The organism is Achromobacter sp. E1 (genome assembly GCF_037039475.1).
GTDB classification, from domain to species: Bacteria; Pseudomonadota; Gammaproteobacteria; order Burkholderiales; family Burkholderiaceae_B; genus Achromobacter; species Achromobacter mucicolens.
The window spans coordinates 2,952,749-2,975,124 of record NZ_CP146253.1 but is presented as its reverse complement, the minus strand read 5'-3'; the positions used below and the strand labels follow the sequence as shown (position 1 = coordinate 2,975,124).

The 22,376-nt window shown below is 65.5% G+C and carries 21 protein-coding genes; 13 read left to right on the top strand and 8 right to left on the bottom strand.

All coding sequences use genetic code 11. The features are described from left to right. Window positions 1-65: 65 nt before the first annotated feature. Window positions 66-1,793, bottom strand: coding sequence for a ubiquinone-dependent pyruvate dehydrogenase (gene poxB, locus V6V88_RS13690; RefSeq protein ID WP_338619526.1), 1,728 nt, complete (start codon window positions 1,791-1,793; stop codon window positions 66-68). 205 nt (window positions 1,794-1,998) lie between these two features. Between poxB and V6V88_RS13685 the strand changes: the two genes are divergently transcribed. From V6V88_RS13685 to V6V88_RS13675, 3 genes are all read left to right on the top strand, one after another. Then, the gene (locus V6V88_RS13685; protein WP_056317828.1) at window positions 1,999-3,117 is read left to right on the top strand and encodes a site-specific integrase; all 1,119 of its coding nucleotides are present in this window, start codon (window positions 1,999-2,001) and stop codon (window positions 3,115-3,117) included. A 114-nt stretch (window positions 3,118-3,231) separates the two neighbouring features. Next, entirely contained in the window at window positions 3,232-4,782 is a 1,551-nt protein-coding gene (locus V6V88_RS13680; RefSeq protein ID WP_056317825.1) for a sensor domain-containing diguanylate cyclase, read from the top strand. 236 nt (window positions 4,783-5,018) lie between these two features. Further along, window positions 5,019-6,773: a GGDEF domain-containing protein gene (locus V6V88_RS13675; protein ID WP_338619524.1), complete on the top strand. Its 1,755-nt coding sequence runs from the start codon at window positions 5,019-5,021 to the stop codon at window positions 6,771-6,773. A 23-nt stretch (window positions 6,774-6,796) separates the two neighbouring features. Here the strand turns inward: V6V88_RS13675 and V6V88_RS13670 are convergent, their stop codons facing one another. Beyond that, entirely contained in the window at window positions 6,797-6,949 is a 153-nt protein-coding gene (locus tag V6V88_RS13670) for a hypothetical protein (RefSeq protein ID WP_338619522.1), read from the bottom strand. 315 nt (window positions 6,950-7,264) lie between these two features. On the opposite strand from V6V88_RS13670, the gene V6V88_RS13665 reads away from it, so the two are divergent. From V6V88_RS13665 to V6V88_RS13650, 4 genes are all read left to right on the top strand, one after another. Beyond that, entirely contained in the window at window positions 7,265-7,855 is a 591-nt protein-coding gene (locus V6V88_RS13665; RefSeq protein WP_223575522.1) for a TetR/AcrR family transcriptional regulator, read from the top strand. A gap of 53 nt (window positions 7,856-7,908) precedes the next feature. Continuing rightward, window positions 7,909-8,388, top strand: a complete 480-nt coding sequence (locus V6V88_RS13660; protein ID WP_152384443.1) for a nuclear transport factor 2 family protein — start codon at window positions 7,909-7,911, stop codon at window positions 8,386-8,388. A gap of 259 nt (window positions 8,389-8,647) precedes the next feature. Then, on the top strand, window positions 8,648-9,118 hold the full coding sequence (locus V6V88_RS13655; RefSeq protein WP_056317818.1) for a tripartite tricarboxylate transporter TctB family protein: 471 nt from the start codon (window positions 8,648-8,650) through the stop codon (window positions 9,116-9,118). A 3-nt stretch (window positions 9,119-9,121) separates the two neighbouring features. Next, window positions 9,122-10,648: a tripartite tricarboxylate transporter permease gene (locus V6V88_RS13650; RefSeq protein ID WP_056317816.1), complete on the top strand. Its 1,527-nt coding sequence runs from the start codon at window positions 9,122-9,124 to the stop codon at window positions 10,646-10,648. Window positions 10,649-10,713: 65 nt separating this feature from the next. Here the strand turns inward: V6V88_RS13650 and V6V88_RS13645 are convergent, their stop codons facing one another. Then, complete coding sequence (locus tag V6V88_RS13645) at window positions 10,714-11,934, bottom strand: ISL3 family transposase (protein WP_338615745.1); 1,221 nt, start codon at window positions 11,932-11,934, stop codon at window positions 10,714-10,716. 144 nt (window positions 11,935-12,078) lie between these two features. Next, complete coding sequence (locus V6V88_RS13640) at window positions 12,079-12,387, bottom strand: SelT/SelW/SelH family protein (RefSeq protein ID WP_056317812.1); 309 nt, start codon at window positions 12,385-12,387, stop codon at window positions 12,079-12,081. An 87-nt stretch (window positions 12,388-12,474) separates the two neighbouring features. On the opposite strand from V6V88_RS13640, the gene V6V88_RS13635 reads away from it, so the two are divergent. Both V6V88_RS13635 and V6V88_RS13630 read left to right on the top strand, forming a co-directional pair. Further along, entirely contained in the window at window positions 12,475-13,677 is a 1,203-nt protein-coding gene (locus V6V88_RS13635; RefSeq protein WP_056317810.1) for a multidrug effflux MFS transporter, read from the top strand. Window positions 13,678-13,731: 54 nt separating this feature from the next. Beyond that, a complete protein-coding gene (locus V6V88_RS13630) occupies window positions 13,732-14,526 on the top strand; it encodes an enoyl-CoA hydratase (RefSeq protein WP_338619521.1) in 795 nt (264 codons plus the stop codon). Window positions 14,527-14,561: 35 nt separating this feature from the next. Here V6V88_RS13630 and chrA read toward each other — a convergent pair whose 3' ends face one another. Continuing rightward, complete coding sequence (chrA, locus tag V6V88_RS13625; RefSeq protein WP_056317803.1) at window positions 14,562-15,818, bottom strand: chromate efflux transporter; 1,257 nt, start codon at window positions 15,816-15,818, stop codon at window positions 14,562-14,564. Window positions 15,819-16,060: 242 nt separating this feature from the next. Here chrA and V6V88_RS13620 point away from each other — a divergent pair, with 242 nt between their 5' ends. Further along, window positions 16,061-16,540 carry a carboxymuconolactone decarboxylase family protein gene (locus V6V88_RS13620; RefSeq protein WP_056317802.1) on the top strand — a complete coding sequence of 160 codons (480 nt, stop codon included), beginning with the start codon at window positions 16,061-16,063 and terminating at the stop codon, window positions 16,538-16,540. A 21-nt stretch (window positions 16,541-16,561) separates the two neighbouring features. Here the strand turns inward: V6V88_RS13620 and V6V88_RS13615 are convergent, their stop codons facing one another. Continuing rightward, a complete protein-coding gene (locus V6V88_RS13615; RefSeq protein ID WP_338619520.1) occupies window positions 16,562-17,986 on the bottom strand; it encodes a PLP-dependent aminotransferase family protein in 1,425 nt (474 codons plus the stop codon). A 112-nt stretch (window positions 17,987-18,098) separates the two neighbouring features. Between V6V88_RS13615 and V6V88_RS13610 the strand changes: the two genes are divergently transcribed. The 3 genes from V6V88_RS13610 to V6V88_RS13600 all read left to right on the top strand — a co-directional run bounded on the left by V6V88_RS13610 (window position 18,099) and on the right by V6V88_RS13600 (window position 19,876). Further along, window positions 18,099-18,554, top strand: a complete 456-nt coding sequence (locus V6V88_RS13610; protein WP_056317796.1) for a GNAT family N-acetyltransferase — start codon at window positions 18,099-18,101, stop codon at window positions 18,552-18,554. Then, a complete protein-coding gene (locus V6V88_RS13605) occupies window positions 18,551-19,267 on the top strand; it encodes an NAD(P)H-dependent oxidoreductase (protein WP_338619519.1) in 717 nt (238 codons plus the stop codon). The genes V6V88_RS13610 and V6V88_RS13605 overlap by 4 nt, the downstream gene beginning before the upstream one ends. Window positions 19,268-19,393: 126 nt before the next feature. Next, window positions 19,394-19,876 (top strand): hypothetical protein, encoded by a 483-nt coding sequence (locus V6V88_RS13600; RefSeq protein ID WP_338619518.1) that lies wholly within the window; start codon window positions 19,394-19,396, stop codon window positions 19,874-19,876. A 24-nt stretch (window positions 19,877-19,900) separates the two neighbouring features. On the opposite strand, the gene V6V88_RS13595 is transcribed toward V6V88_RS13600, so the two are convergent. Together V6V88_RS13595 and V6V88_RS13590 are read right to left on the bottom strand one after the other, a co-directional pair. Continuing rightward, the gene (locus tag V6V88_RS13595; RefSeq protein ID WP_056317786.1) at window positions 19,901-21,478 is read right to left on the bottom strand and encodes a TerC family protein; all 1,578 of its coding nucleotides are present in this window, start codon (window positions 21,476-21,478) and stop codon (window positions 19,901-19,903) included. 395 nt (window positions 21,479-21,873) lie between these two features. After that, window positions 21,874-22,296 (bottom strand): hypothetical protein, encoded by a 423-nt coding sequence (locus tag V6V88_RS13590; protein ID WP_156403376.1) that lies wholly within the window; start codon window positions 22,294-22,296, stop codon window positions 21,874-21,876. Window positions 22,297-22,376: the final 80 nt, after the last annotated feature.

Below are 22,376 nucleotides of genomic sequence, written 5' to 3'. Positions count from 1 at the left end.
GTTATATATCTTACAGCATACGTATTATTTAATACATAACGCGATTTGCGGCCTCCGCCCTTCCCTCAACGTCCAAGATTCGTCCGGGCAAGCTCAACGACCTCATCGCCGCGGCCGTTCATGATGGCTTTGAGCATGTACAGGCCAAATCCCTTGGCTTGCTCGAGCTTGATCTTGGGTGGCACGATCAGCTCTTGCGCCGAAACCACGACGTCGACCAGCGCGGGACCGGGGTGCGCCAGCGCTTCCGTCAGCGCGGCGTCCAGCATTTCCGACGACTCGACCCGGATGCCCCGGACGCCGACGGCTTCTGCCATCGCCGCGAAATTGGGGTTCTTGAGGTCTGTGCCGGTATCCAGGAAGCCCTCCGCTTTCATTTCCATGGAAACAAAGCCGAGCGCGCCGTTGTTGAAGACGACGATCTTCACAGGCAGCTGCAACTGGGACAGGGACAGGAAATCTCCCATCATCATGGTGAATCCGCCGTCGCCCGATAGCGAGATGACCTGCCTGCCTGGCGCGGCCGCCTGGGCGCCGATGGCCTGCAGCATGGCGTTGGCCATCGAGCCGTGGTTGAACGAGCCCAGCAACCGGCGCTTGCCGTTCATGGAGAGATATCGCGCAGCCCACACGGTGGGCGTGCCGACATCCACCGCGAAGATCGCGTCCTCGTTTGCGAGCGCGTTGACGCGGTGCGCCAGGTATTGCGGATGGAGCGGCCTGCCAGCCGGCGCGGGCACGGCGAGGCTATCGAGGTCTTTGCGTGCATGCCGGTAATGATCGAGGGCAGCGTCAAGGAATGTCTGGTCCTGACGCTCGTCAAGCTGATCGAGCAGCGCGGCAATGGTTTCGCCGACGTCGGCGGCAATGCCCAACGACAGCGGTGCGCGCCGGCCGAGGGCAGCGGGGTCGCGATCGATCTGGACGATCTTTGCGTGCTTGGGATAGAAAGGCCGGTACGGAAAGTCCGTGCCCAGCATCAGCAGAAGCTCGGCGTTTTCCATGGCTTGGTAGCCGGACGAAAAGCCGATGAATCCGGTCATGCCGACATCGAACGGGTTGTTCCACTCGACGTGTTCCTTGCCGCGCAACGCGTGAATGATGGGCGCTTTGAGGCGCTGCGCCAGCGCGATCACGGCGTCGTGGCTGCCGGCGCAGCCGCTGCCCGCCAGAATCGACACCTTTCGCGCCCCGTTCAACAGACCGGCCAGTTGCTGCACGGCCGCCGCGTCTGGACGCAAGCGCGCACGCGCGGGCGGCGCGGGCCAGAACGCGGGCGCATCCGCGGGCGCCGCAGCAAGCGCCACATCGCCCGGGATCACAAGGACCGCCACGCCCTGCCTGCCGACCGCCGTGTTGATGGCGCGTGCCAGTACCCCTGGCAATTGCGCAGGGTTCGACACCAGTTCGACGAAGTCGGCGCATTCCTTGAAGAGTTCCTGGGGATGCGTCTCCTGGAAATACCCCAACCCGATTTCAGAGGACGGAATGTGGGCTGCAATGGCCAGGACGGGAAGGCGGCTGCGTTGGCAGTCAAACAATCCGTTGATCAGATGCAGATTGCCCGGTCCGCAACTGCCTGCGCATACGGCCAGCGATCCGGTGACGGCTGCTTCCGCGCCTGCGGCGAATGCGGCGGTCTCTTCGTGCCGGGTGTGCATCCATTCGATTCCGCCAAGCCGCCGAAGACTGTCGTTCAGTCCATTGAGACTGTCGCCAGTCACGCCCCAAATGCGGCGTACCCCGACGTCGGTAAGCACTTTGACAAGAAAATCTGCGACGGTTGCGGCCATGGAAGGCTCCTTGAAGAACCGCCGCCGGGAACGCTACCGCTACTGACTGCCCTCAGCGCCGGAAGTTGACTTGCGTGCGGGAAATCGTAGCACCGCCCGCCATGCCTAGCCGATGGCGGCCGCAGGCGCCTCCACCGGCTAACATGACGGGATTGTTCAACTGATTCATCACTCAGGAGACGGCATCTGCCGTGCGCGCGGAAACATGAATGACTTGCCAGGCGCGGCGCCGGCGTTGACACGCGCCCTGGCGCGGTTGGATCCGGATAGCCTTGACCGCCACGCGGACGCCGCGGTGCGCGATCTGTTGCGCGAAGGCAGTTCCCCCAACACGGCTGCCAGCTATCGCACGGCGATCCGTTACTGGTCGGCCTGGTTCGGGCTGCGTTATGGCCGGTCGTTCGCCTTGCCCGTGTCAGAGGCCGCGGTCATTCAATTTGTGGTGGACCACGCGCAGCGGTCTTCCGGGGACGGTCTTGAATGGGAATTGCCGCTGGAGCTTGACCGGGAACTGGTGCGCCTGAAGGCAAAGGGACGGTTGGGCGCGCCCAGCCTGAACACGCTGCTGCAACGCCTGTCGGTGTTGTCCAAGGCGCATGAGTTGCTGGGCCACCCGAACCCCTGCCGCGCCGCCGCCGTGCGCGAGCTGGTGTCCAAGACGCGCCGCGCGTACGCCCGCCGCGGCGTCGCGCCCGCGCGCAAGGAAGCCCTGACGCGCGAGCCGCTTCAAGCCATGCTGGACACCTGCGACGACTCGTTGCGCGGCAAACGCGACCGCGCCCTGCTCCTTTTTGCCTGGGCAAGCGGCGGCCGGCGCCGGTCCGAAGTGGTGCAGGCCACCGTGGAGAACACGCGCCGCGCGGGCGATGGCTATCTGTATACGATGGCGCATTCCAAGACGAACCAGACGGGCGCCCTTCGGGCGCAGGACCAGAAGCCGATATTGGGCAAGGCCGCGCAGGCGCTGGCGGACTGGCTGGCCGCAAGCGGCATCCGCCAAGGGCCGATCTTCCGGCGCGTGCGGCGCGGCGATGTGGTGGGCGAGCCGCTGGCCGCCGCGGCGGTGCGCGACATTGTTCTGGAACGCAGCCGGCTGGCCGGACTGGACGGCGCGTATTCGGCACACAGCCTGCGGTCCGGGTTTGTCACGGAGGCCGGGCGGCGCAACGTGCCGTTGGGCGACACGATGGCGATGACCGGCCACGCCAGCGTGGCGACGGTGATGGGATATTTCCGGGCTGGCGCCGCGGCGCAATCTCCGGCCGCACGCCTGCTGGACGACCCGCAGGGGCCAGACCTACAGGATCCCCCCGGCCTGCCGTAATGGTGGGAGTGACCGTACAATCACCGCGCCCCGGCCTTTACGCCGATCGATGCCCATCGGATCGGATGCAACCGCCCAAGGCACCGGCTTGTCCCCTGCCCGTCCCAGACCCCCATGCAAATCAATCTTCGCGGGCTTGTGCTTGCGCTTACCGTCTTCAGCGCCATCGCGGCCACGGCCAATGCCCTGTATGCAAGCTATCTGGTGCAGCGTGAGCAGTTGATCGAGAACACCCTCGAATCGAACCGCGTCTACGCCACGAAGCTGGCGGAAAGCGCGGCAAGCTTCCTGCGGTCCGCACAGCAGCAGTTGGGCTACAGCGCCCGGCACATGCCCGAGCTGATGGGATCGCCAGATCGCCTTGCCGCCGAAGTGATGCGCGTGCAGCAACAGACCGATAGCTTCAATTCGGTGGGTGTCGTGGGGGTGGACGGTACTGTACTGGCGACCACGCAGACCTTCCGGAGCTTTCTGGGCGTGCAGATCGACAGTCCGGGCAGCCGCGCCGCCCTGCGGGCCCGCCAGCCCATGATCAGCAAGCCCTATGTGTCGGTTGCGGGCAATCTGCTCGTCAATGTGTCGCATCCCATCTTTTCGAACGACGGCCAGTACCTGGGGTACGTGGGGGGCACGATTTACCTGCGCAATGAAAGCGCCTTGCATGAGCTGCTGGGCAATCACCATTACCACGATGGATCGTATCTGTACGTGGTCGATGGCGATGGCCAGCTTATCTATCACACCGATGCCTCTCGCGTGGGCGAGACAGTGTTGTCCAATCCGGTGGTGGCATCGGTGGTCAAAGGCAACGCCGGGGCAATGCGCGTCATCAATACCAAGGGCGTGGATATGCTGGCCGGGTATGCGCCGGTGCCCATCAGCGGCTGGGGCGTGGTGGCGCAGCGCCCCGCTCAGGTCACATTGGAGCCGATCCACGACCTTATCTGGGCGCTGTTGGGCTATGCCGCGCCGCTGGCGGTGGCGTTCCTGCTGGCCATCTGGTGGTGCGCCCGCATGATTTCGCTACCGCTGTCGCAACTGGCGACGAACGTGGAGCATCAGGACGTCAGCGAGGCGATGCAGCGAGTGCATTCCGTCAAGGCGTGGTACTTCGAGGCAGAGCGCCTCAAGCGCGCCGTGATCGCCAGTTTCACCAGTCTGCAGGACAAAATTGGCAAGCTGAACCTGGCCAGCATCACCGATCCGTTGACCGGCCTGCGCAACCGCCGCGGCACCCAGGATGCGGTGGACCAGATGCAGGCCGGGGGCACGCCTTTTTCGGTGGTGGCGCTGGATATCGACCATTTCAAGCGGATCAACGATACCTACGGCCACAACGTGGGCGACGAGGTGATTCGCGACATGGCGCAGATCATGCGCGAGTGCTCGCGCCCGTCCGACGTGCTGTGCCGTAACGGCGGCGAGGAGTTCCTGATCCTGTTGCCGGGCGTGGCCGCGCGGGAAGCTGTCCATGTCGCCGAACGGCTGCGCACGCATATCGCCGAGCGCCCCCTGCACGGCGACAATCGCGTCACCGTGTCGGCCGGCGTGGCGCAATGGCCATCGAGCGGGCCGGATGTGGACGAAGCGTTCCGTGCCGCCGATGCCGCGCTGTATGTGGCCAAACAGCAGGGCCGCAACCGGGTGGTGATGCACGAGGCGTGATGCCTGGGAATGCGAGGAGGCAGGTCGCCGGCACGCGTGCCCTGTCTGCACGCGGCACGGCGCCCCGAAAGTCGATGGCGCAAGTTTTCGCAGATAAACGCAATTAACTGCGTTGGAACGAAATAATCTTGCCCCCATAAACTGAAATAAGCCATCTCCTGCCAAAACCCGGGTCTTCAAAGGGGCAATTACAGTATCCTGCGCAGCTTCCACTTTGCCTGGACCTGCACGCCGAGATGTTGCGCCCCGCCGTCGCGCCAAAATCCCTGGAATGTCATTTCATCGCGCTGGCCGTCGGCGTGCTGTTGCTGGTGTCGGTGCTTGCCGGCATCCTGCTCTATCAGAATTGGCGATCGTATGGGGCGGCTGCGCACGCGCGGCAGGCATTCTCGTCGGTGCGCGCGACGATCCGCGTCATGGAGCATGCCTCGGCGGAGCGCGGCCCCATGAACGCAGCGCTGGGGTCCGCCCTGCCCGTGCCGCAGCACGTCATGGATTCTCTGTCGGCGGCCCGCGCGCGCACGGACGCCCTGATTGACGCGCTGCTGGCGCTGCATGCCGGCGCCGACGGCGCCGCAAAGCGCGGCGAGATTCAGCAGATTCGCCAGGCGCTGGCCAGCGCGCGGCTGGACATCGACCAGCTCATCGCCACGCCGCGCGATCAACTGTCGGGACAATTGTTGTGGGACGCGGTCAGCGGCATGGTTCGCATCATTCCGCAGTGGCAGGCCAGCCTGGCCGCCAACGCGGGATGCGTCATGCGCAGTGAAGCCAATGCACCCAGTTTGCTGACGCTGGCGCTGCTTGCCAGCGAGCTGCGCGAACAGGCAGGACTGCTGGGATCCACCTATACGCCCGCGCTGAGCCGTCACCGGAAGCTGACGGCCGAGGAGCAGTTCCGCATTGAACGCGTCCTGGGCCGGATCGACGAGTTGCGCGCGCTCATTGAAGCCCGCATGGCGACGCAGCCCGATGTGCGGGCCTCCGAGGTCTATGCCCGCATGCAGCAGCGCTACTTCGGCGACGGCCTGGCCTATCTGGCGCGTGTGCGCGGGCAGGCATCGCGCCAGTCCGACGAGCCGGCCGTGTCGACCGCCGCGCTGGCGGCAGCCTATGTGCCGCTGATGGGCGCCATCACGGAATTTCGCGACGTGCTGCTGGACGAGATGGGACGCCATATCGAGGCGCATCGCATGGCCGCTGCGCGGCTGCTTGCCGTGACGCTGGCGGCCACCGCGCTGCTGGTGGCCGCCCTTGCCGTGGCGCTGGTGCAATTTCGCACGCGCGTGATACAGCCCTTTGCGCAGGCCACGCGCATCATCGGATCCATTGCCAGCGGCTCGGCGCCCGCCAACATTGCGCACGGCAATCATCATGGCGAAGTGCAAGACATGTTCAATGCGCTGCGCGTGCTCAAGGAAAAGTCCGCCGCGCAGAAGCAGCTTGAAGCCGAGCGCGACCGGTTGATTGCGGATCTGGCGCACTCCGCCGAAACGGACTATCTGACCGGGCTGCTGAATCGGCGAGCCTTTGAAAAGCGCTTCGAGGCGGCGCGCGCGCATTGGGACGAGAGCCAGCCGATACTGGCTTTCATCCTGTTCGACATAGACCACTTCAAGACCATCAACGACACGCACGGGCATGCCAGCGGCGACCTGGCGCTCAAGGCCGTGGCGCAGCTGTGCCACACGACGTGGCGTCAGTCGGATGTCGTTGCGCGGGTGGGCGGGGAGGAATTCGCGGTGCTCTGCCGCACGCGTAGCGCACAGCAGGCGATGGAGATGGCGCAGCGGATGCGAGACCGCATCCGGACCTGCTCAGTCACGTCGGCGACCGGCGTCCCGTTCGGGCTGACGGCCAGTTTTGGGGTGGCGTGTATTTCGTGGAGCCATGCAGAAAGCGTCAGCGGCCTTTTTCGGGCCGCTGACGAACTGCTTTATCTGGCGAAATTGAACGGGCGCGATCAAGTCCAGCAACGCACCCTGGGGTGAAAGCAGGGTCCGGGCTTACAGGCTTAGTTCTTCACGCGCGAGACGTCGGCCTTTTTGGGCGTGTCGGCGTGGGACGGCGTGTCGTGCCGGTCGGACTGCTTGTTGGACTCGGGGGCCTTCCAATTCAACGGGGGGATCTCGAAGCTTCCCTTCTTGGCAGTCAATTGATGAGACATAAGCATGCTCCTGGACAGGCGCATGGCTTCCCCCGCCGAGCATTGCGCACAGATTCAGGCGGGCCATGAATGCCGCGGGTGCGGGGGAGCATTCAGGAGCAGGCGTCGCCGGGATTCGAAACTACTGGCTTGTTCTTATAATTTTGCCGATAGATAAAAGATTTTAGCAGACTTTTGGCAGAAATAGCAAGCTAAATTGCGGGGCGTCGCCCTGGGAGCGCGTTTGGCTTTTGGAACTGGGACCGAAAAATCGCGTTGACGCTGGAGAATGACCGTTCTACTATTTGCCCATTGCAGATAGAACGATCATTCTCCATGACTGAAGCTCATATCGATTCCCATACCGAACCCCGCGCCGACGTGCAGGAAAAATTGTTGCGCGCCACCGAGTCCCTGATCTATGCCGGGGGCATCAACGCCACCGGCATGGACCTCATCGTCAAGACCTCCGGCGTGGCACGCAAGAGCATCTACAAGCACTACGGCACCAAGGAAGTCCTGGTGGCTGCGGCACTGTCGGCCCGCGACGAGCGCTGGATGCAGTGGTTCATCGATGCGACGACGCGCGCGGCCTCGCCGCGCGATCGCGTGCTGTCGATCTTCGATGCATTGCGCGAGTGGTTCGCCTCGGAAGGCTTTCACGGCTGCGCCTTCATCAATGCCGCCGGCGAAATCGGCGACCCGGACAGCCCCATCCGCGCGGTGGCGCAGCGCCACAAGGAGCGTCTGCTTGCGCATGTGCAATCGCTGGTGCAAGCGGCTGGCGTGGCGCAGCCCGAGGAGTGCGCGCGCCAGTTGCTGGTGCTGATCGACGGCGCGATTGCCGTGGCCATGGTCACGGGCGACGCATCGATCACGGACAGCGCCGAGCGCGCGGCCGCAGCGCTTCTTCAGCCCAACGCCTGACCCCATTCACGTTTCTTCCTGATTCCCTCCCCCCCGACCATGAGGCTCCCGCCATGACATCGTCCCCTGAAGTCCGCCCGCCCCTTCCTCCCTTTACGCTCGAAAGCGCCATCCTGAAAGTGCGCCTGGCCGAAGACGGCTGGAACACCCGCGACGCGGACAAAGTTGCGCAGGCCTACAGCCTGGACACCCGCTGGCGCAACCGCGCCGAGTTCGTGCATGGCCGCGACGAAGCGCGCGAATTTCTTTCGCGCAAATGGGCGCGCGAGCTTGAGTACCGGTTGATCAAGGAACTGTGGGCCTACACCGGCAATCGCATCGCGGTGCGCTATGCATACGAGTGGCGCGACGACTCGCGAAACTGGTTCCGCTCGTACGGCAACGAGAACTGGGAATTCGGCGAGGACGGCTTGATGATCCACCGCCATTCCAGCATCAACGACCTTCCCATCAAGGAAGCCGACCGCAAATTTCACTGGCCGCTGGGACGCCGTCCGGACGATCATCCCAGCCTGTCCGACCTGGGCATGTAAACGCCCTGCACGGCTCTCGCGCGGGCCTGCAGCGCCTGGGCGGCCCGCGTGCCGCGCAGGCGCTTGACGCGCGCATTTCCCTTCAAGAAAGCCTAGGGATTTCCCCCGTTTTCGTGGCTATCGCGACACCCGCGCGCAACTTTCGCACGCCTTGAAAGGTGAACGGAAGTTTGGATTTTTAGACTCCCGCATTCATTGCAGTGTCAGCTTTTGTTCAGACCTCAGTCAGGCAAAAGCACAACAACGGGAGGAAAAGACCATGCAATCAAAACGCAGCGCCGTGCGGCGCGAGGCGTGGGCTGCGGGCACGATGATCGTGCTGGGCCTGGGCGCCATCGCGCAGGCGTCAACCTACACATTGGGAACCCTGGACCGCATGGGCCCGGGCATGTTCCCGGCCATTCTGGGCGTGCTGCTGGTGCTTCTTGGCTTGGCCATCGCCAAGATGGCGGCTTCGCCCGTGGCCGCCGAGGAAGATGCCGAAGAAGTCGCGCCGCCCGAGTGGCGCGGCTGGGGCTGCATCATCGGCGGCCTGCTTTCCTTCATCCTCATCGGCAAGTTCGGCGGCCTGGTGCCGGCGACGTTCGTGCTGGTCTTCATCTCTGCCATGGGCGACCGCCAGCATACCTGGCGCTCCGCAGCCATCCTTGCCGCCGGCGTCACGGTGCTTGGCGTGGCCGTGTTCTCCTGGGCGCTGCAACTGCAGTTTCCGTTGTTCCGCTGGGGTTGATCCATGGAAATCTTCAATAACCTGATGCACGGGTTTTCGGTCGCTTTCGCGCTGGACAACCTGATGTGGGCCATCTTTGGCGTGTTCATGGGCAACCTGATCGGCGTGCTGCCGGGCATGGGCGTGCTGGCCGCCATTTCGATTCTGCTGCCCCTGACCTACACGATGACGCCCACCGCGGCGCTGGTGATGCTGTCCGGCATCTACTACGGCTCGCAGTACGGCGGCGGCATCACGTCGATCATGTTGAACCTGCCCGGCACGGCGTCGCACGCGGTGGCCTGCCTGGACGGCAATCCGCTCGCGCGCAACGGCAAGGCGGGCTCGGCCCTTTTCATGCTGATGTTCTCGTCGTTCTGCGGCGCGTCTGTCGGCATCCTGGCAATGATCCTGTTCTCGCCGCTGCTGGTCGACGTCGCGTTCAAGTTCGGTCCCGCCGAGTACTTCTCGATGATGATGCTGGGCCTGCTGGCCGGCGCAACGCTGGCCAAGGGTTCGGCGATCAAGGGCGTGGCGATGGTGGTGGTCGGCCTGCTGCTGGGCGTGGTGGGCACGGACGTGAACACCGGCACAATGCGCTTTCACTTCGGCATTCTGGAACTGTCCGACGGGCTGCAGATCGTGGCGCTGGCCATGGGGCTGTTCGGCGTGGCGGATTTCCTGAAGAACATCAATCGCATCGGCGGCGACAGCAAGGTCACCTCGACGAAGGTGAGCATGAAGTCCATGCGTCCGGAAGCCGGCGACATCAAGCAGTCGCGCGGCGCGCTGGTGCGCGGTACGGCGATCGGTGCGGCGTTCGGCATCCTGCCGGGCACGGGTCCGACCATCGCGTCGTTCATCTCGTACGCCACGGAAAAGAAGGTTGCCCGTGAACCGCGCCGCTTTGGCCGCGGGGCCATCGAAGGCATCGCCGGTCCGGAAGCCGCAACCAGCGCTTCGACGCAGACCAGCTTCATCCCGACGATGAGCCTGGGCATCCCTGGCGATCCCGTCATGGCGCTGATGCTGGGCGCGCTGATCATTCACGGCATCCAGCCGGGTCCGCAGATGATGGTCGAGCACGCCGACATGTTCTGGGGGCTGATCGCCAGCTTCTGGGTCGGCAACGTGCTGCTGCTGCTCCTGAACCTGCCGCTCATCGGCATGTGGGTGCGTCTGTTGACGGTTCCCTTCCGCTATCTGTTCCCTGCCGCACTATTCTTCGTCTGCGTGGGGGTGTACAGCACGAACAACAACCTCTTCGACGTGGGGATGGTGACCTTGTTCGGCGCCGCGGGCTACGCGTTGATCCGGCTGCGGTTCGAACCGGCGCCGCTGCTGCTTGGCTTCGTGCTCGGGCCCATGGTGGAAGAGAATTTCCGCCGCGCCCTGCTGCTGTCGCGCGGTGAGCTGTCGATCTTCGTGACGCGGCCCATCAGCCTGGGCTTCATCCTGGCCTGCGTGGGGCTGATCGCCCTGCTGGCCGTGTCGGCGCTGCGCCAGCGCAAGGCGCGCGAAGCGCTCAGGCACGCGGAGTCTGCCGCGTAGACGCAAATCAAGAATCGGGGTAGTGCTGCTTTGGCCGGTCTCAAAAGGACCGGCCTTTTTTTGGTTCATTGAGCATTACCGGGGAAGGCCGCGCGGATTTTGAGGAAGAAGTATTCCTGGTCTCGGTAACCGTAGGCGCGCCGCTTAATGACCTTGATGGTGTTGTTGATGCCCTCAACGATGCTGGTATTTAGACGATGTCGGCATCTGGCCAGGATGCCATGCAGATAGCCTTTCAGGCGCTGAGCGAAGGTGTTCAAGGGGGCTATTCCGCTTTGCTCAGCCTGCTCGCACCAGTGGTGCCAGGCTTGTTTTGCCCAGGCAGGTCTTCGGTAGAACCAGAGCCGCTTGAGTTCGTCCCGCAGGACATAGACCGTCAGCAGCGGCTGGTTGGCGTGCAGCAATTCGTCGAGTCGGACGGCCTGCTGCCGGTCTAGCTTGTCGCGGTTGCGCAATAGCAGCCAGCGGCTCGATTTGATGACCCTGCGCGCGGGACGATCCTGGCGCAGTTGGTTGGCCTGGTCCACGCGCACCCGATCAATGACCTCTCGTCCGTACTTGGCCACGACATGGAACAAGTCATAGACGATCTCCGCCTGTGGGCAGTGGGCCTGGATCTCTAACTCGTAGGCCGTAGTCATGTCGATGGCAACGGCCTTGATGCGTTGGGCGACCCCACGCGGCAATTGCTCGAAGAACGCCCGAGCCGTCTCGCGTGAGCGTCCTGGGCCGATCCACAGCACCTGCCTGCTGATCGGATCGACGACTACCGTCGCGTACCGATGCCCTTTATGCAGGGCGAACTCGTCCATCGCTAAATACTCGATCCTGGACCAATCCGGTTCGCGCACTGATGCTCGGAGCCGGGCCTTGTCCAGCGTCTTGACGGTATGCCAACCCAGCTCGAAGAACCTAGCCACCGCCTGCACGTTGCTCGATTGCAGCAATTGGCTGCAGGCCGCCGCAAGCCGATCCGTCACCCGTTGGTAACGCCCCAGCCAAGTAAGCCGCTCCAGGCGCGGGCCACCGCATTGCTCACACAACAAGCGCCGGCGTGGCACGTGAAGAACAACCCGGTACTCAAATAACGGCAGATCTCGAACCCGTCGCACCGTGGTCTCATGGACCTGGCGACATCGTGCGCCGCACTGCTCGCACAGCATCACCTTGGCGGTCGGCTTCAAATAGATCGACAGCGTGCGCCCAGCGCCCTCGGGCCACTCCACGCGTTCGACGACATAGCCTTGCCAGCCCCCCAGCGACTCCAGCAGCTTGCGATCCAGCATCTCCACGCACTCCTGATGGCAAATTCCTGCCATCAAGAGTACGAAAACTTGCCAAATCCCTCCACGCTATTGCGCGATGAACCCTTTTTTTGCCTGGCTGCCCGGTCAGCGATGCGGCTCAGCGATGCGTGCACGCGTTCCGGGTCAGCTTTCCGGCGCGGCGGTGTGGCCGTCGATGTGGCCAAGCGGGCGGCCCGGATCCAGGCGGTCGCGCACGCGCTGCTTCAGCACCTTGGCGTCGGGGAAGCCGCCGTCGCGCTTGCGGTCCCAGATCAGATCGCCGTCGTAGGTGATCTGGAAAATCCCGCCGGTGCCGGGCTGCAGCGCCACCTCGCCCAGATCCGTCGAAAACGTGGAAAGCAATTCCTGCGCCATCCAGCCCGCGCGCAGCAGCCATTGGCACTGCGTGCAATACAGGATGACGATGCGAGGGCGCAAGGCAGACGGGTTCATGGGTACGGCATTCTACGCCTGCGCGGGCGGAGGCGATCATGGATAATGTCGGGTTTTCCCGGGTCTGCAATGGGCCCAGAGCCTCGTATGAAGTCTGCCTTGACGCCCCGAGGCCAGCGCTGGCTGATCGGTCTTTTGATGGGACTGGTCACGCTCACGCCGATGGCCATCGACATCTACCTGCCTTCCCTGCCCGCCATGGCATTGGCGTTTGGCGAGCCCATCGGCGCCTTGCAATCCAGCATCACCCTGTTCATTTTTGCGGTGGGCGTGGGCCAGGTGCTGATCGGCCCGCTGGCCGACCGCTATGGCCGCCGGCCCGTGGCCCTGTGCGGCGCCGTGGCATATCTGGCAGGCTCGGCGCTGGGCGCGTCGGCAACGTCCCTCGAGGTGTTTTACGCGGCGCGCGTCATCCAGGGCCTGGGCGCGTGTTCGGCATCGCTGGTCGCGTTTGCCGCCGTGCGGGATTGCTTTACCCCGGCCGTCGGCGCGCGCGTCTACAGCTATCTGAACGGCGCGCTATGTTCCGTGCCCGCGCTGGCGCCGATGGTGGGCGGCGTGCTGGCCCTGCATGCAGGCTGGCGCAGCACGTTCGTCTTCATGACGGTGTTCGCGCTGGCATTGGCGGCGCTGCTGGCCGTGCGCTTCGAGGAAACCCGGGCCAAGCTGGCGCACCGGCCAGGCGCGCTGTACAGCCTGCCCCGCTATGCGTCCATCGTCACCAGCGGACGGTTCCTCTACTTTGCGTGCTTCGGCATGGCGGGCATGGCGATGATCCTGGTGTTCGTGTCGGCTGCGCCCGTCGTGCTGGTCGAGCAGCTTGGGTACAGCGAGCTGGGCTTTTCGGCATGGTTTGGGGCGAATGCAACCATCAACATCGCGGCGTTTTTCCTGGCGCCCGCCTTCATCGCGCGCCATGGCCGCTACACCATGGTGCGCGTCGGCATGGCCGCCCTCCTGCTGGCGTCGGTCCTGCAGGTCAGCGCGTGGCTGTGGATGCCCCTGTCGGCCTGGGTCTTCATGCTGCCGGTCACGGTGTTTACCGTCGGATTCTCGCTGGCGCTGGGATCGGGGCTGAGCCTGGCGCTCGAGCCTTTTGCCGACCGGGCGGGCACTGCCGCCGCCGTGTATGGCCTCTTCCAGATGAGCGGGTCGGCGGTGATCGCCACCCTGCTGCTGGACAGCGGCATGGCGCCTCAGGCGGCCATGGCGCTGGTCGGCGCGGTCATCGTGGCGCCGCTGCTGCTGCTCTCGCCGGCGTTGGGCCGGCGCCTTGCCGCTGGTTCCTGAGCCAGTGGGCGCGGGGCGTGCGCTAGTATCCAGGAACAACCACCTGGAGGCGACATGTCCATCGAAAAACCCGCGGACGAACCGGTGCTGCGGCGCAGCGCCGAAGGCGGCGTCGTCACGCTGCGCCTGAACCGCCCATCCCAGTTCAACGCCTTGTCCGAGGCGATGCTGGCCGCGTTGCAACAGGAAATCGACACACTGGCATGCGATGCCGACGTCCGCTGCGTGGTGCTGGAGTCGGCCGGCCGCGCGTTCTGCGCGGGCCATGACTTGCGCGAGATGCGCAGCCAGCCGGGCCTTGATTACTACCGGGCGCTCTTTGCCCGATGCGGCAGCGTCATGCAAGGCTTGCAGGCGCTGCCCGTCCCGGTGATTGCCAAGGTGCGCGGCATTGCAACCGCCGCGGGATGCCAACTGGTCGCGAGCTGCGATCTGGCGGTGGCCGCCGACACGGCGAAGTTCGCCGTGTCCGGCATCAATGTCGGTCTGTTCTGCGCCACGCCTGCAGTGGCCCTGACCCGCAACGTGTCTGCCAAGCGCGCCTTCGAGATGCTGATGACTGCGCGCTTTATCGATGCTTCCCAGGCTGTGGACTGGGGGCTGATCAACGCGGCGGCGCCCGAGAGCGAATTGGATGCGCGGGTGCGCACGCTGGTGGACGACATCCTGGCCAAGAGCCCGGCGGCCGTGCGTTACGGCAAGCGGATGTTCTACAAGCAGCGGCAGATGGACCTGGCCGATGCCTATGATTACGCGGGCGACGTGATGGCCCGCAACATGATGGAGGCGGACGCGTGCGAAGGCATCGACGCCTTCCTGCAGAAACGCCCGCCGCGCTGGACGTCGTGACGTCGTGACGACGAGCCGTCGGCTGGGGCCGGGCGTTAGACCAGCCAGCCCAGCGACCAGCCGCTGACGGCCGCCAGCAGCACCACCCATAACGGCGACCAGCGGGCATAGACCAGCAACGCGAACAGCAACAGCGCGAGGCCAAAGTCGGCCTTGCCCAGGATTGCGCTGGTCCAGACGGGGTCATACAGCGCGCCGAGCAGGATGCCGACGACGCTGGCATTGACGCCGGCCACCATGTTGCGCACACCTGGCCGGCGCCGCAGCGTGTCCCAGAACGGCAGCGCCGCGGTAAGCAGCAAGGCGCCCGGCACGAAGATGACACAGAGAAGCAGCAAGCCGCCCGCCCATCCGGACAAGGGGCCGGACGACATCGCGCCCAGGAAGGCCGCGAAGGTGAACAAGGGCCCGGGCATGGCCTGGGCCGCACCGTAACCGGCCAGGAAATCCGCGCTGGACACCATGCCGGTGGAGACCGACGCCGTCTCCAGCAGCGGCAGCACCACGTGCCCGCCGCCAAAGACCAGCGCGCCGGCGCGATAGAAGCCGTCGATCTGGCCCGCCAGCGCGCCGCTGGAGATGAGCGCCCAGAGCGGCAGCCCCGCCATCAGCACGGCAAAGAGCACCAGCGAGGCCACGCCCGCCGCGCGCGATACGCCGGAAGGCGCGTGGGACAGGACGGGACGGGCCGGCAATTGCAGGAAGGCCGCACCGATCACCGCGCCCAGCACCACGGCGCCGATCTGCGCCAGCGCGGCCGGCAGCACCACCGTGAGTAATGCGGCGGCGACCGCCAGCGCGGCGCGGGATCGGTCCGGGCACAGCGAACGGCCCATTCCCCAAACCGCCTGCGCAACGATGGCCACGGCCGCCACTTTCAGCCCATGAATGGCCGCCGACCCGGAAAGCCAGCCGTAGTGGGCAAGCCCCATCGCAAATCCGATCAGGGCGAGCGCCGAAGGCAGCGTAAAGGCGACCCAAGCGGCCAGCATGCCGGCCCACCCGGCGCGGCGCAGGCCGATCGCCATGCCGACCTGACTGCTGGCCGGGCCCGGCAGAAACTGGCACAGCGCGACCAGGTCCGAAAAGGTGTAATCGTCGAGCCATCGGCGCCGATCGACAAATTCGGTGCGGAAGTAACCCAGATGCGCGACCGGTCCGCCAAAGGACGTCAGGCCCAGGCGCAGGAACACCAGAAACACTTCAAGACAGGACCCTCGGTCCGTCTGGGCGCGCGCGCCGGTGGCCGGCTTGCTGTCGACATGTTCGTCATGGGGGGATGGGTGCGGCATGGGCTCGGGCTTCGTGGGGAATCGGGGCGGCGATTTTATAAAAGGCCCCAGCACCAAGCTTATAGCCGGGCCACGGCCGGGATTCAATCGGATAAATGTCAGGAATTGGCGCTTGGCGGGCGCACCGCCCAACGCATCATGGCCCATATCAAAAATGGGTTCTTGGCACTTCAGCGGTAGGCCAATCGGCGCCATCATTTGCCGGTCATTCCCCCATCCCATTGCAATAGAAAGGTCTGAACATGAGCCAACGGTTGAATTATTTCCAGGTGTCCGAAGTCCTGTCGAAGAAGTATCTGGACTTCAGCATGGCGCTGAAGAAGACGCCTGTGGTCCAGGAGCTTGGCTCGCTGGTCGATATCCGTGCCTCGCAGATCAACGGCTGCGGATTCTGCCTGGACATGCACGTCAAGGAAGCCACGATCAAGGGCGAGCGAGCGCTGCGCCTGCATCACGTCGCCATCTGGCGCGAATCGCCCCTTTTCTCGCCGCGCGAACGCGCCGCGCTGGAATGGACCGAGGCGCTTACGACGCTGCCGCCGCACGGCGTGCCGGACGAGATCTACGATGCCGTGCGGGCGCAGTTCACGGAAACCGAACTGTCGGACCTGACCTTCCTGGTGGTCGGCATCAATGGCTGGAACCGGCTGAACGTCGCATTTCGCACCGAGCCCGGGTCCGCGGACAAGGCCTATGGCCTGGACAAGGCCGGCTTGAACTGACCGGCGCTCTCCTGCCGCGACTCACATGAGCTGCAGGATGCGGCGCGCCAGTTGCTCCGCCTGCTCGGCCGAGACGATATTGGTGAAGCTCATGAGCAGGCCGGCGCGTGCGTCCGGCGCCGCCGACCAGTGCGACAAGGCATGGGCGTACAGGCCCTGCCGCAGCATGCGCGCCGCAAGTTCGCGATCGGTCTGATGGCCGTCCAGCCGCGCCACCAGGTGCATGCCGCCCGGCTGCGGATCGATGCGCAACCGGTTGCCCAGCACGCTGGACAGCGCCGCGGCCGTGGCCTCGCGCCGTTCGCTGTACAGCCGGCGCATGCGCTGGATATGGCGCGCGAAGTGTCCTTCGTTGATGAACGAGGCCAGCACGGCCTGCGTCAACGCCGGCGCGCCGCCCGCCAGCAGCATGCACAGACGCTCGAAGCGCGGCGCCTGCTCCTCGGGCACCACCAGGTAGGCGAGCCGCATGCCGGGAAACAGCACCTTGCTGAAGGTGCCCGAATACAGCACGCGACCCTGGCGGTCCAGGCTTTTCAGGGCCGGCAGCGGACGGCCGACGTAGCGGTATTCGCCGTCGTAATCGTCCTCCACGATCCACGCGCTGCTGCGTTCAGCCCAGTCCAGCAGCGCCTGGCGCCGCGGCAGCGAAAGCGACAGGCATAGCGGACTTTGGTGCGCGGGCGTCACGACCGCCGCCCTGGCCCGCGGCTCCTGCGCAATGCCCGCCTCCACGACCAGCCCTTCCCCGTCCACCCGCACCGGCACTGCCTGCATCCTTGCCTGCGCCAGCAGCGCCCGCGTGGGCGGATAGCCGGGGTCTTCCACCCAGACCGAATCGCCGGGCTTGAACAACGCCTGCATGATGAGCTGCAGGGTGTTGTTGTAGCCCGACGTGATGAACACCTGGCTGGGCGTGCACTGGATGCCGCGCGCCACCTGCAGGTAGGCGGCCGTCGCGGTCCTGAGCGCGAGCAAGCCCGAGGGATCGGGGTATGCAAGGTCCGGCGGCTGCATGCCGCGCAGATGGCGCGCGCCCAGACGCGCCCAGATCTTGCGCGGAAAGGCGTCGAGCGCGGGCAGCCCCATCTGAAAAGGCAACGGTGCGGCCGGACGTTGCCAGCCGTCTTCCGGCGCCTCAGCGGGCCGGGCCTTTGCGGCGGGCGCGGAGCGCGCAACCGGTTGCAGGTTGGGAGCGACCACGGTGCCGGCCTGGCCGCGCGCCTGGATGTAGCCCTCGGACGCCAGCAGCGAATAGGCGACCTCGATGGTGCCGCGCGCCACGCCGATTTCCTTGGCTAGCGCGCGTGCCGATGGGATGCGGTCGCCGGGTTTGAGGGTGCCCTCGGCGATGGCGCCCCGGAACCGCTCATAGATCTGGCGGTAGAGCGGATGACCGGCGGCGTCAGAGACGGTTTGCAGACCGTCGGGGGTTGCAGGAATCATGGCATAGTCCGTAAGCGCATTTATGGCCCTTCAAATTATGGCATGTGGTTTTTAAGATTCTTACTCACGGTGGGCGTACGCTTCGCGCCCTGAACTTCGAACTACTGATCCCATGCACACATCCACGGAACCGTCCTTGCGCCATCTGGAGACCCCGGAAGAATGGCAGGCCTGCCTGCCGCTGATGCGCGAGCTGCGACCCCATCTTGCCCACGACGACGCGTTTGTCGAACGACTGGCCCGCATGCACCAGCAGAACTATCGCCTGCTCGCCGTCATGCGCGACGGCGAGGCGCTGGCGCTGGCGGGATACCGGTATCAGGAAAACCTGATCTACGGGCGGTTCCTGTACGTGGACGACCTGGTGGTGGCGCCGTCGGCGCGCGGCAGCCGCTGGGGCGCCCGGCTGATCGCCGAGCTGGATCACCTGGCGCGCGGCGCGGACTGCGACAAGCTGGTGCTGGACACCGGGCTGGGCAACGCGCTGGCGCAACGCTTCTACTTCCGGCAGGGCCTGTTGACCAGCGCCATCCGGTTCAGCAAATCCTTGAAAGGAAACACCCAATGAGCATTCTTCGTATCCGCTGCAGCCCGCGGGGGCTCGATTCCGAGAGCTATCGCCTGTCCCAGCGCATCGTCGACCGCCTCGTGCGTTCGGCGCCGGCCGGCGGCCTGGAGGTCGTGGAGTTCGACGCCACCACCCTCACCCATGCGGACAGCGACTATGCCGCGGCGCTGGCCGCGCCGGCGGATCCTGCCGCCGACGTGCTCGGGCGCGGTTCGCTGCACGCGTCGGGCGCGCTGATCCGGATGCTGGAAAACGCCAGCCACGTCGTGCTGGCCACGCCCATGCACAACTTCACCGTCCCCTCCGCGTTGAAGGCATGGCTGGACCTTGTCGTCCGGGTGCGCAATACGTTTCACATCACGCCGCAGGGCAAGGTCGGATTGCTGGCGGACCGCCCCGTGTTTGTCGCGATCTCGTCGGGCGGGACCTTCAGCGGCGAAGAGGCCCGTCAGCCGGACTTCCTGACGCCATACCTGCGGCACGTGCTGGCGACCATCGGGTTGAAACAGGTGACGTTTGTATCGGTGGAGGGAACGGCCCGTGGGCCGGCTTATCTTGCTGCTGCTCGCAAGCAGGCCGAACGCGCAGTCGATGCCATTTCTTTCTCAGCCTCCGCATGCGGCTCCAGCCGGATACCAGCCGGATGGCGCCTGTCCGGCCCGCCGGCGGCCGGTGGCGCAATCCCTTCGGGCGATCCGATCGGGCCGCATTGACACGCTTGATTTAGCCGCTCTACGCTAGCCCGCACTTGTGGTCCAACTTGGGCGTGGTCCTGCCCCGGCGCACCAAGGTGCGGGAGGCGCAACATGACGCTATGCAGGCCTGGAGCAATCGCATGCGTGCTGCTGTGGCTGAGTGTCCTCGCGCCAGCCGGCGCGCAGGCGGCATGCAGCGACAAGACCTTGCGCGGGATGTCGGACGCGGGACGCAGCGTGGCGACGATTGCCAAACGCTGCGGGATGAGCGCGGCAGCGGTGAAGGAACGCCTGGGCGCGGGCGAAACGAAATCGAACCGCGCGCCGCCCGCGGCCGCTGCGCCAGCGGCCGCTGGGGCAGCCGAAGCCGCATCCGAGGCTTCCCCGGCCGCGACAGCCGCGACAGCCGCCACCAACACCTCAAAGACCGCCAAGCCGGCCAAGGCGCCCGCCGACCCGCCAAAACATCCGCCGGGCACCATCCTGGAACTGTGCGGATGCTACGGCAGCATGGAATACGGCTTCACAGAGCCGAACGCGCAATGCGTGAGCGGCAAGGCCGTGGCGACGCGGTGTCCGGGCTATTGCCCGGTGAACCGGTCGCCATGGCGCCGCATCTGCAGTTGAGGCGGTGGCGAGCCGCCCTGTGCGTCAGTCGGCCGCGCTGACTTCGGGCTGGTGCGGACGCGCATGCACCTGGTCGATACGCAGGCCGTCCCGCCGCGTCACTTCGAACCCCCAGTCACGCAGCATTACGGTGTCGCCCGTTTCGGGGATCCGGCCGCCCGCGCGCAGCAGGCATCCGGCCAGCGTTGCATCGGGATAGTCGTCGGCAAGCGCCGGCGCTTCCAGGAGACGTGCGGCTTCGTCGACGGACAAGCGGCCGCCCAGCAGCCACGAGCCATCGGAAAGCTGCAGGGCGTCCGGGTGGTCTTCCTGGTGTTCAGGCAAGTCGCCCGCCACCGCTTCCAGCACGTCCAGCGGCGTGACCAGGCCTTCGCACACGCCGTGTTCATCGACGACGATCAGCATGTGATCGCGCGAGGCGCGCAGTTCATCCAGCACCTTCAGCACCGGCGTGGTTTCCATCACGTAGCGCGGTTCGCGCGCCAGTTCCACCAGGTCGATCGGGCCGGGGTTCTGCAGCAGCGGCAGGACCTCCTTGAAGTGAAGCACGCCCAGTACATTGGCCGGATCCCCCGCGCACAGCGGCAAGCGCGAGTGACCGGTGGCGAACTTGCGAATGATCACGTCGGGCGTGTCGGACACATCCAGCCACGTCATGTCGCCGCGCGGGACCATGATGGAGCGGATGTCGCGCGTGCCGATGGACAGCACGCGCTCGATCATCGAGCTTTCCTCGGGCGCGAAGGCCGGCTCGTCCCCGGCGCCGTCCACCAGCGCGACCACTTCATCGGCTTGAGACACCGGCTGGCCGGCACGGCCGCCGCGCAAGAGGCGCAGCACGGCCTGCGCCGTGCGCTGCCGGCGGCCAAGCGCATGCGTGCCTCGGGCGCGGTTGCGGCGGGCCAGCTGGTTGCACAGCTCGATCAGGATCGAGAAGCCGATGGCCGCATACAGGTAACCCTTGGGAACGTGGAAGCCCAGGCCTTCGGCGACCAGACTGAAACCGATCATCAGCAACAGGCCCAGACACAGGATGACGACCGTCGGGTGACGCCCAACGAATGCCATCAGCGGGCGGCTGGCGATCATCATGACGGCCATTGCGAGCACCACGGCGATCATCATGATGCTCAGTTCCTGCACCATGCCCACGGCGGTGATGACGGAGTCCAGCGAGAACACGGCGTCCAGCACCACGATCTGCAGAATGACCTGCCAGAAGACGGCGTGCTGCGGCTTTTGCCCCTGGTCGTGGCTGGCGCTGCCTTCCACGCGTTCGTGCAGTTCCATCGTGCCTTTGAACAGCAGGAACAGGCCGCCCAGGATCAATATCAGGTCGCGTCCGGAGATTTCGGCGCCCAGCACGGTGAAAAGCGGCGCGGTCAGCGTGACCACCCAGGCAATACTGGCCAGCAGGCCCAAACGCATCACCAGCGCGAGCGTCAGGCCAATGAGGCGTGCGCGGTTGCGCTGTTCGGGCGGCAACTTGTCCGCCAGGATGGCAATGAACACCAGGTTGTCGATGCCCAGCACAATTTCAAGAATGACCAGCGTCGCCAGGCCAAGCCAGGCGGTGGGGTCGGACATCCAGTCGAAAATCATCAGGTTTCCACGGAAAGCGTAAGCGAGCGCGCGTTCGGGGCGCGCCGGCGGGAAGGGAGTGCATCAGGTGCGCGCAGCCATCGTTGCAGAGGTGCGCGAATGGACGTGACCCGGCGAGGCGGCGCGCGGCCGCCCAAACGCGGCGTTGCCGCGGTGGCGATCAGGGAGGCGGCGCGCGGGCAGACAAGCCTTGCCGCGGCAGTGTGAGGAGAAGATGTCGGGCGCCGGCAGAAGTGCGGCGCCCTGCTAGGAGGAGGGTCTTCGTTCATAGAAGGCGGATGGCTCCAGGCTGCCGGGGCAGCGACGCATCGGAATATCCGCCGGGCTCTCTTTCTTACAGGATCCTGAATCTTACCTGAAACACGGCATTGCGCGAATGGGGGCCACTACTACGCTCATTGGCCGCGCAGGTCAGCCGTGCCGCCAGAGCCCGACGACGCGCCGGAGCCCGGCATGCCGCCGTGCCCTGTCGAGCCGGTGTTGCTGCCCGGCGTGCCCTTGGCGCCTCGCGTGTCCGCGCCGGCGTCGTCTTGCCGCGGACTCGTTCCGGCCCGCGCGGGCTCGTCCCGGCTGGGGTCGCGCTGTTTCTGTTTTGCGTCCTTATGGTTTGCGCCCTTGTCTTGCGCGCCCTGCGTTTGCGCGGGCGGCTGTTGCGCGCCGGACGGCTGGTCCCGCTTGGACTGGCCGGTGGCGCTCATGCCGGGCGTCGTCATCTGCGCCTGCGCAACCAACGTTTTTTCAACGCGCTGCGCCGACGCGCCGGTGGCAAGCAAGCCGCTCATGACGGTAGCGCACAGATACAGAATCGGGTGTTTCATGGTTGCTCCTTGGTCGACAGCGGTGACACACTGAGCCCCAGGCCAATAAGCTGACGCGGGATCTCTGTTCATCCAGGGGC

Bases quoted from the DNA above. Each gene is read 5' to 3' on its own strand.
- poxB (WP_338619526.1), bottom strand. From the start codon at position 1,793: ATGGCCGCAACCGTCGCAGATTTTCTTGTCAAAGTGCTTACCGACGTC.
- V6V88_RS13630 (WP_338619521.1), top strand. From the start codon at position 13,732: ATGTCCATCGAAAAACCCGCGGACGAACCGGTGCTGCGGCGCAGCGCC.
- V6V88_RS13655 (WP_056317818.1), top strand. From the start codon at position 8,648: ATGCAATCAAAACGCAGCGCCGTGCGGCGCGAGGCGTGGGCTGCGGGC.
- V6V88_RS13620 (WP_056317802.1), top strand. From the start codon at position 16,061: ATGAGCCAACGGTTGAATTATTTCCAGGTGTCCGAAGTCCTGTCGAAG.
- V6V88_RS13615 (WP_338619520.1), bottom strand. From the start codon at position 17,986: ATGATTCCTGCAACCCCCGACGGTCTGCAAACCGTCTCTGACGCCGCC.
- V6V88_RS13685 (WP_056317828.1), top strand. From the start codon at position 1,999: ATGAATGACTTGCCAGGCGCGGCGCCGGCGTTGACACGCGCCCTGGCG.
- V6V88_RS13610 (WP_056317796.1), top strand. From the start codon at position 18,099: ATGCACACATCCACGGAACCGTCCTTGCGCCATCTGGAGACCCCGGAA.
- V6V88_RS13670 (WP_338619522.1), bottom strand. From the start codon at position 6,949: ATGTCTCATCAATTGACTGCCAAGAAGGGAAGCTTCGAGATCCCCCCG.
- V6V88_RS13680 (WP_056317825.1), top strand. From the start codon at position 3,232: ATGCAAATCAATCTTCGCGGGCTTGTGCTTGCGCTTACCGTCTTCAGC.
- V6V88_RS13640 (WP_056317812.1), bottom strand. From the start codon at position 12,387: ATGAACCCGTCTGCCTTGCGCCCTCGCATCGTCATCCTGTATTGCACG.
- V6V88_RS13645 (WP_338615745.1), bottom strand. From the start codon at position 11,934: ATGCTGGATCGCAAGCTGCTGGAGTCGCTGGGGGGCTGGCAAGGCTAT.
- V6V88_RS13660 (WP_152384443.1), top strand. From the start codon at position 7,909: ATGACATCGTCCCCTGAAGTCCGCCCGCCCCTTCCTCCCTTTACGCTC.
- V6V88_RS13590 (WP_156403376.1), bottom strand. From the start codon at position 22,296: ATGAAACACCCGATTCTGTATCTGTGCGCTACCGTCATGAGCGGCTTG.
- V6V88_RS13635 (WP_056317810.1), top strand. From the start codon at position 12,475: ATGAAGTCTGCCTTGACGCCCCGAGGCCAGCGCTGGCTGATCGGTCTT.
- V6V88_RS13605 (WP_338619519.1), top strand. From the start codon at position 18,551: ATGAGCATTCTTCGTATCCGCTGCAGCCCGCGGGGGCTCGATTCCGAG.
- V6V88_RS13675 (WP_338619524.1), top strand. From the start codon at position 5,019: ATGTTGCGCCCCGCCGTCGCGCCAAAATCCCTGGAATGTCATTTCATC.
- V6V88_RS13595 (WP_056317786.1), bottom strand. From the start codon at position 21,478: ATGATTTTCGACTGGATGTCCGACCCCACCGCCTGGCTTGGCCTGGCG.
- V6V88_RS13665 (WP_223575522.1), top strand. From the start codon at position 7,265: ATGACTGAAGCTCATATCGATTCCCATACCGAACCCCGCGCCGACGTG.
- V6V88_RS13650 (WP_056317816.1), top strand. From the start codon at position 9,122: ATGGAAATCTTCAATAACCTGATGCACGGGTTTTCGGTCGCTTTCGCG.
- chrA (WP_056317803.1), bottom strand. From the start codon at position 15,818: ATGCCGCACCCATCCCCCCATGACGAACATGTCGACAGCAAGCCGGCC.